This is a genomic window from Zongyangia sp., from assembly GCF_965361945.1.
The window spans coordinates 1-7,547 of record NZ_CBDTOK010000055.1 but is presented as its reverse complement, the minus strand read 5'-3'; the positions used below and the strand labels follow the sequence as shown (position 1 = coordinate 7,547).

Sequence of the window (7,547 nt, the reverse complement as noted above, 5' to 3'; positions counted from 1 at the left end):
TCAAAGTGAAGAATGCTAAACATAGCCTCCTTCACCATATCCGTTGTCGGCCGGACATCTCTCCCATCCAAGGTAACAAGCTTTCGTCCCCTAGCCGAACCTGTAATTACTCTCATATTTTACTTCTCCTATCTGCCCTCTGTGCAGCGGCAGATACCGAAGCACATCATAGCGAAGAATCATTCCATCCGCTAAAGTTCGCGTCCAGCTTCTGGATTTTCAGGTGATACAGCGTATTTCCCGGGAAATCTTCCTAGAAACGGATACTTCGTCATTACTATACATTATTAAACAGTGTCCGTCAATTGTCAAGTTCTTCACCGGGAAAGGTTAGTTTTCCTTTAAAAATTCGTACAGACTTTCTGCCGCTGTTTTGGTCATACCCTCGACCTGGCAGAGTTCTTCCACACTGGCCGCCCGAATCGCCTTCATGGTTTTAAAGTGTTTTATCAAGGCCACCGCCCTTGTTTTCCCAATGCCTTCCGCTTTTGTGAGCAGAAGCTGAAAGCTGCCGCTTTGATGTTTCTGGCGGCTGTAACGGATACTATAGCGATGGACCTCATCCTGAATAGAGGTGACCAATGCAAAGGCAGACCGGTTGGAATTAATGGAGATTTCCCCTCCATTGGCCGCAATAGCGCGGGTACGGTGCCGGTCATCCTTGACCATTCCGTAGACTGGAATATCAAACCCCATGGCCCGGACCACTGGAAGGATGGTACTCACATGCCCCTTGCCGCCATCCAGCAAAATGAGGTCGGGCAGCGGAGCAAAATGAGGATCCCCCTCCTGATATCGTTTGAGGCGGCGGACAATCATCTCGGTCATAGCTGCGTAGTCATCCGGTCCTGTCTGCCCCTTGATGGCAAATTTCTTATACGCTTGCTTCAGAGGCCTTGCATCCTCAAAAACAACCATGCCGCCTACAATGGTAGATTCCCCGATGTTAGAAATATCATAGGCCTCAATATAGTGAGGGGCATGGGGCATTCCCAACAGCCGGGCCAGTTCATCCAGGGCCGCGATCTCCCGTCCAGTACGGGCCGTCTCATGGGACAGGCGCTGGGAAGCGTTTTCCCTGGCCATCATCACCAGATCATGCTGTTCTCCCCGCTGAGGCACATGGATGTGTACCTTTCTGCCTGCCTTTTCCGACAGGTATGCTTCAAAGAGTTCCTGGTCATCGCAGGCCTCATCCAATCCAATTTGAGGAGGGATTTCATGGCGTTCATAAAATCGCATGAGAAACTCGCTGCGCGCGCTTTCCATACTCTCCACCTCGCCTAGCAGATAGTCTTTCTTGTCTACCAGCTTGGAACCACGAAAAATCAGCACCACTGCGCAGACCAGCCGGCCATTCTGGGCAAGGGCCACAACATCCTGCTCACTGACTTTGGAAAAGACCACTTTTTGATGCTCGGATATCTTTTCAATGGCTCGGATCCGATCCCGCAGGCGGGCTGCCTTCTCAAAATCCAGCGCTTCCGCCGCCTCTTCCATCATCGTCCGCAGATTCTTGATGGACTTTTCACTGCCGCCTTTGATAAAGTCTACCGCCTGTGCAAGGATTTCGTTATATTCTTCCAGCTTGATCCGTCCAGTGCAGGGGGCAATACATAGGTTGATATGGCTGTTGAGACAGGGACGTCCCTTTCCAATCTCCTGGGGAAACCGGCGGCTACAGGTAGGAAGCTTAAAAGCTTTGTTGGTCTCATCCACCATCTGTTTGACCACAAAGCCGCTGAGATAGGGGCCAATATACTCATTGCCGTCATCCGGATGCCGTTTGACCTCACTGATCCTGCCCCAGGGCTTCTTTTCCACCTTAATATAATGATAGCCCTTGTCGTCCTTGAGCAGAATGTTGTACTTGGGATTATGCTGCTTAATCAGGCTGCACTCCAGCACCAAAGCTTCATATTCGCTTCCTACCACAATATAATCGAAATCATAGACGTGCTGGACCATCTGATATACTTTCGGAGGATGGTTGTCAATGGCTCGAAAATAACTGGATACCCGGTTTTTCAGCGCCTTCGCCTTTCCCACATAGATAATATGTCCTTGTTTGTCCTTCATCATGTATACGCCCGGTGAGAGGGGCAGACCGCTCACCTTCTTTTTAATGCGGCTCAGAATTTCCTCCTGCACTTCATCACCTCCTGCAAAAAGAAAAGCGCGCTGTTTTCACACAACGCGCCACACCATCATTTCAGACCAGTTTTCTTTCAATTACTCAGCAAAACCAGACTCTACCAGTTTTACCAGGCCATCTACAGCCTGCTCCTCGTCAGCGCCGTCCGCAATGATGCGGATGGTGGTGCCCCCTACGATACCCAGGGAAAGAACACCCAGCAAGCTTTTTGCATTGACTCTGCGCTCTTCTTTCTCCACCCAGATTGAGGATTTGAACTCATTAGCTTTCTGGATGAAGAAGGTGGCAGGACGTGCGTGAAGACCGACTTGATTTTGAACCGTAACATCTTTCACAAACATATCTTTACTCTCCCAATGTATGAAAATTTAGTTTCGTTAAACGCAGTTTTAATTATAACAATATGTAAATTCTGCGTCAACGACAAAAAAACGCTTTTCGCTCATTTTTCCGGGAAATTCTGCTTGTTTTCCAGATGAGGGCGAATTTTCAGCCCTCCATTTGTTTATTCTCACTATATTTCTTTCAACAAAACTGGCACATTACACACTTTCCTCGTGGAAAAGCTGTGCAAACATCCAAAATCCCTAGGTACTATTTGCTAAAAGTGCCTGTACATGTGGTTCAAGCGCTTATCTGCTTTGTTAGTTTTCCCAAAGAAGCAAAATTCATACCTTTTCCCCCGGCCCCGCACGCCCAGCAAAGCCCATTTTGCTTTCTTTTATAGATATTCTATGCAAAACCATCAAAAACGTGTGCTGGTTTGCATCTTCTATTTCTCCCCATTTCCCTGGATTTTGTTAAGATAGGACCTATCTTTTTTATCCAAAGGTGCTGTTTTTAGCATGTCAGGGCGCTTTTGCAGCGTGCGCTCCAAAGACCGCTCCCGCCGCCACTGAGCGATATTGGCATGGTGCCCTGTTAAAAGCACGTCAGGCACTGCGCGGCCGTGCCATACCGCTGGGCGGGAATACTGGGGATATTCCAGCAAGCCATTGTAGTGGCTTTCCTCGGTGAAGCATTCCTCATCGGAAAGAACGCCAGGCAGCATCCGCAGAATGCAATCGGCTACCATGAGGGCTGGCAACTCGCCTCCGGTGAGCACAAAATCTCCGGCGGAAATCTCCTCGTCCACAATCTCCTGCAATACCCGCTCATCTACCCCTTCATAATGGCCGCAGAGGAGCAGGATGTTGTCAAACTCCTTGAGCTCAATAGCTCTCTGCTGGGTAAAAGGCTTGCCCTGTGGCGTCAGGTAGATCACATGGGGGTGCATACCAATCTGTTTCCAGATATGCTCATAACAACGGTAAATGGGGTCAGCCTGCATCACCATGCCCATGCCGCCACCGTAAGGTGCATCATCCACCCGCTTTTGCTTGGAAAGAGTATAGTCACGGATATTGTGGCAGTGGACCTCAAAAAGTCCTTGTCTCCGCGCCCGGCCAATAATGCTCTCGTTGAGCACCCGGTCACACATTTCAGGAAATAGGGTGGCAATATCAATCCTCATCGTCAAACAACCCCCTGAGCGGCCGAATTTCCATGACACCAGCTTCTATATCGGTATGAATGACAACATCCTTGATCGCAGGGATAAGTTTAATACTCCCATCGGCAAAGGCAATGTGATAGACATCGTTGGCGCCAGTTTCACTCACATCCACAATCTTCCCATACTCTTTGCCGGAATCAGCATCCAGAACCCGCAATCCAATGAGATCCTGGACAAAATACTCTCCTTCCTCCAGGAGAATTTCATCCCGGTCCACATAGAGTACCTGGTTGCGGTATTTCACCGCATCTTCCACCGTGTCCACACCCTTGAGTTTTAGTATGGCCATATTTTTGTGGATCCGACAGTCCTCCACCTCAATGGGGGTTTTCCCTTTATTCAAATAAAAGACGTCAAAGTCCAGCAGAAACTCCGGTGTGTCGCACCAGGGATAAACCTTCACTTCCCCCTTGATGCCGTGGGTCGTGACAATTTTCCCGGTTTCCAGATATTGTTTTTTCGCCATGGCCTTCTCCCATCCTTATATTTTACGTCTTGAATGTCGCAATGATAAGAAAAAGGGAAAGCATATCCATGCTTCCCCTGCCTCTTTTTACTAGTCGATCTCCACAGCAACCTTGGTTTCCTGCCGGTTGGCAGCCGCACGCATAACGGTGCGGATTGCCTTGGCGATTCTTCCCTGTTTGCCGATAACCCGACCCATATCGTCTGGCGCAACATGCAGGTGATAGACAATGACACCCTCTTCGTTGGGTTCGTCAACAGTAACGTTGACTGCATCCTTGTCATCTACCAAGCCGCGCGCAATAGATACAAGCAGTTGATCCATAAGTAGTCCTCCAAGACTCAGTATCGATTTCGATTAAAGAACGCCGTTTTTCTTCAACAGTGCCTTCACGGTGTCTGTAGGCTGAGCGCCGTTGGACATCCATTTTGTAACCTTCTCGCCGTCAATCTTGACCACAGCAGGATCCTTGGTGGGATCGTAGTAGCCGACCTCTTCAATGAATCTGCCGTCCCGAGGATAGCGGGAGTCAGCGACAACAATACGGTAGAACGGCGCTTTCTTTGCGCCAATTCTGCGCAGTCTTATTTTAACAGCCATTCCTGTCACCTCCTATAAAATGTTTGGTTCTATATTGTTTCGGCTGTGCATTTGCACCGCCGTTAACATAGCGTGATTAAAAGGGCATGCCGCCTGGCATCATGGGCATTCTTCTGCGTTTGCCCTTTTTGCCGCCGCCGCCAAACTGTTTCATCATCTTCTGCATCTGATCGAACTGTTTGAGCAGACGGTTCACCGCTGGCACATCGGTGCCGGAGCCTGCGGCGATCCTTTTTTTGCGGGAGGGGTTAATAATCTGAGGATTTTCCCGCTCCGCCGGGGTCATGGAGTAGATAATGGATTCCATGAGCTTGAGCTGCGCTTCTCCCTTTTCTGCATCCTCATCCTTGATGGCTTTCGACGCTCCCGGCAGCATGGACATTACCTGCTGAAGGGGCCCCATCTTTTTCAGCTGCTGCATCTGTACCAGCAGATCATTTAAGTCAAAGGAGTTCTCCTTGAGTTTCTTCGCCAGTTCCTCGGCGTTTTTCTCATCGATATGCTCCTGGGCTTTCTCGATCAGAGAGAGGACATCACCCATTCCCAAAATTCGGGATGCCATCCGGCCCGGATGGAAAGGCTCCAGATCCTCCAATTTTTCGCCCATGCCCACAAATTTGATGGGCTTTCCGGTAACTGCCTTCACCGAGAGGGCCGCACCGCCACGGGTATCGCCGTCCAGCTTGGTCAGGATAACGCCGTCAATGCCCAGTGCATCGTCAAACGCTTTGGCTACGTTAACCGCATCCTGACCGGTCATGGAGTCGATGACCAGGAGTATGTCGGTGGGAGTTACCTCATCTTTAATGCCCTGTAGCTCTCCCATCAAGGTTTCGTCAATATGCAGCCGGCCGGCGGTATCCAGGATCACCACATCATTACCGTAATCCTTGGCATGGCTGACTGCCTTCTTCGCGATTTTCACCGGGTTTTCCGTCCCCATTTCAAAGACTGGAACACCGGCTTTTTCTCCCACCACCTGCAACTGTTTTATAGCTGCGGGACGGTAGACGTCACAGGCCACAAGCAAAGGACGCCTGCCCTGTTTTTTCAGCATCAGCGCAAGTTTAGCGCTGTGGGTAGTTTTACCGCTTCCCTGAAGGCCGCACATCATAATGATGGCAGGCGGCTTTGCCGGGGAGTTGAGCCGTGCGCTCTCGTTTCCCATGAGGGCGGTGAGCTCTTCGTTGACAATTTTGATCACCTGCTGGGCTGGAGTTAGGCTTTCCAACACCTGGACTCCTACCGCCCGCTCGGACACCTTGGACACAAAATCCTTGGTCACTTTATAGCTGACGTCAGCCTCTAAAAGGGCCAGACGCACTTCCCGCATCGCTTCCTTGATATCGGATTCGGTCAGTTTTCCCTTTGATCTGAGCTTTTTAAACGCTGCTGACAGCTTTTCGGAAAGCCCTTCAAATGCCACTTGCCTCATCCTCCTTGCAAAACTCTATGATAGCATGTCATCTTCCAATTTTTCAGCCGCATTATAAATCTGCGCCGCCATCTGAGCGATCTCCCGGGAAAAGCAGAACCGTTTATTGTGATCGGCCATCTGCTCCGCCGTTTCTTTGATCTGGGAGAGGACCTGGGCCAGTTCTTTGAATTTTTGCGCAAACTGGAGCTTGTCCTCCATTTCCTGGAGGAATGCTTCCCCCCGCTTAATGGAGTCTCGGACACCTTGGCGGGTAATTCCCGAAAGCTCGGAGATCTCCCCTAGAGAAAGGTCTTCATTATAATAAAGTTCAATGACCTCTTTCTGTTTTTCGGTGAGCATATCCCCATATATATCCAACAATACGGAAATTGAAAGATCCTTGCCCATATCCGTTCTCCTACCATCGCTCTGTAAAGCGGATTTCTTTACAATCGTGCTCCATTATTATATCTAATTCTTCTCCTCGTGTCAAGGTATTTTTCTTTACACTGAGCATTTTTATTCCATTTGTAGGATGAAATAAAGACAGAAACTTTTTGAGCTTCTGTCTTTTCATATGCCTTCACTTGGAGATGAATATCGCCTAGAACAATCTTTATCCTCTAAGCTTGCTTCTGTCCGCTGATTTTTTCTTGCGGGGCTCGCACATTGGGCAAAGTCCCAAAAGAAGGTCCCTTGTCATGCCTGTAGCACCCGGATTGTCTCGGTACGTCCGTCGTTTAGGGTAAATTGGCCGGCGATCCCTTCTGTCAAAAGAATCTCGTTTTCATCGGTGACCAAAATCATGTCAAAACCGCCGTTTTTCCTCCAGTATTCCTCTGCCTTTTCCGCGCCCATCACAAATAGAGAGGTGGACAGCGCATCACACAGCCTTCCCTCTTTACCAACGATGACGGCCGCCTGCAACCCGCTGTCCGCCGGGTATCCGGTAGTAGGATCGAGGATGTGCCAGTAAATATTGCCATCCGCATCTTCAAAATAATTTTCATAGCCGCCAGAGGTTACCACCGCCATATCACTCATTTCCAGCACGCCTAGGTTCCCATTTTTCCAGGGGGCGCGGATGCCAATCTGCCAATCGCTTCCATCCGGCCGGGAACCAATGGCTTGGATATTCCCCCCTAGACTGATTAAAGCGGATTCAATTCCATCCTCTTTTAATTGTTCTACGACCAGATCGGCGGTATAGCCTTTGCCTACAGCGCCCAGGTCGAGCTGCATCCCATCGGGAACCGTCAGGTTTGTACCGTCCAGTTGGATGCGTTCATACCCCACGTTTTGTTGCAGCTCTGCGATCTGTTCCTGGGAGGGGACCTGCTTATGATCGGTAGTA

General features: G+C 49.7%; 10 protein-coding genes. All 10 read right to left on the bottom strand.

Annotation, left to right across the window (positions count from 1 at the left end):
• Positions 1 to 116: RsmD family RNA methyltransferase (locus ACZ25G_RS03545; RefSeq protein WP_463681563.1), on the bottom strand; the 116-nt coding region annotated here is incomplete at its 3' end.
• 214 nt (positions 117 to 330) lie between these two features.
• On the bottom strand, positions 331 to 2,151 hold the full coding sequence (uvrC, locus tag ACZ25G_RS03540; RefSeq protein WP_463681562.1) for an excinuclease ABC subunit UvrC: 1,821 nt from the start codon (positions 2,149 to 2,151) through the stop codon (positions 331 to 333).
• 81 nt (positions 2,152 to 2,232) lie between these two features.
• Positions 2,233 to 2,496 carry an HPr family phosphocarrier protein gene (locus ACZ25G_RS03535; RefSeq protein WP_191481716.1) on the bottom strand — a complete coding sequence of 88 codons (264 nt, stop codon included), beginning with the start codon at positions 2,494 to 2,496 and terminating at the stop codon, positions 2,233 to 2,235.
• Between the two features lie 431 nt (positions 2,497 to 2,927).
• Positions 2,928 to 3,668 carry a tRNA (guanosine(37)-N1)-methyltransferase TrmD gene (gene trmD / locus ACZ25G_RS03530; RefSeq protein ID WP_191481715.1) on the bottom strand — a complete coding sequence of 247 codons (741 nt, stop codon included), beginning with the start codon at positions 3,666 to 3,668 and terminating at the stop codon, positions 2,928 to 2,930.
• Entirely contained in the window at positions 3,658 to 4,176 is a 519-nt protein-coding gene (rimM, locus tag ACZ25G_RS03525) for a ribosome maturation factor RimM (protein WP_463681561.1), read from the bottom strand. Before rimM ends, trmD begins: the two co-directional genes overlap by 11 nt.
• A 90-nt stretch (positions 4,177 to 4,266) precedes the next feature.
• The gene (locus ACZ25G_RS03520; protein WP_191481713.1) at positions 4,267 to 4,500 is read right to left on the bottom strand and encodes a KH domain-containing protein; all 234 of its coding nucleotides are present in this window, start codon (positions 4,498 to 4,500) and stop codon (positions 4,267 to 4,269) included.
• Positions 4,501 to 4,533: 33 nt separating this feature from the next.
• A complete protein-coding gene (gene rpsP, locus ACZ25G_RS03515; protein WP_191481712.1) occupies positions 4,534 to 4,776 on the bottom strand; it encodes a 30S ribosomal protein S16 in 243 nt (80 codons plus the stop codon).
• 76 nt (positions 4,777 to 4,852) lie between these two features.
• Entirely contained in the window at positions 4,853 to 6,202 is a 1,350-nt protein-coding gene (gene ffh / locus ACZ25G_RS03510; protein ID WP_342680951.1) for a signal recognition particle protein, read from the bottom strand.
• A 24-nt stretch (positions 6,203 to 6,226) separates the two neighbouring features.
• A complete protein-coding gene (gene ylxM / locus ACZ25G_RS03505; RefSeq protein WP_191481710.1) occupies positions 6,227 to 6,601 on the bottom strand; it encodes a YlxM family DNA-binding protein in 375 nt (124 codons plus the stop codon).
• Between the two features lie 291 nt (positions 6,602 to 6,892).
• On the bottom strand, positions 6,893 to 7,547 hold a 655-nt coding region (locus tag ACZ25G_RS03500; protein ID WP_463681560.1), incomplete at its 5' end, for an FAD:protein FMN transferase.

Bases quoted from the DNA above. Each gene is read 5' to 3' on its own strand.
- ACZ25G_RS03535 (WP_191481716.1), bottom strand. From the start codon at position 2,496: ATGTTTGTGAAAGATGTTACGGTTCAAAATCAAGTCGGTCTTCACGCA.
- trmD (WP_191481715.1), bottom strand. From the start codon at position 3,668: ATGAGGATTGATATTGCCACCCTATTTCCTGAAATGTGTGACCGGGTG.
- rimM (WP_463681561.1), bottom strand. From the start codon at position 4,176: ATGGCGAAAAAACAATATCTGGAAACCGGGAAAATTGTCACGACCCAC.
- ACZ25G_RS03520 (WP_191481713.1), bottom strand. From the start codon at position 4,500: ATGGATCAACTGCTTGTATCTATTGCGCGCGGCTTGGTAGATGACAAG.
- rpsP (WP_191481712.1), bottom strand. From the start codon at position 4,776: ATGGCTGTTAAAATAAGACTGCGCAGAATTGGCGCAAAGAAAGCGCCG.
- ylxM (WP_191481710.1), bottom strand. From the start codon at position 6,601: ATGGGCAAGGATCTTTCAATTTCCGTATTGTTGGATATATATGGGGAT.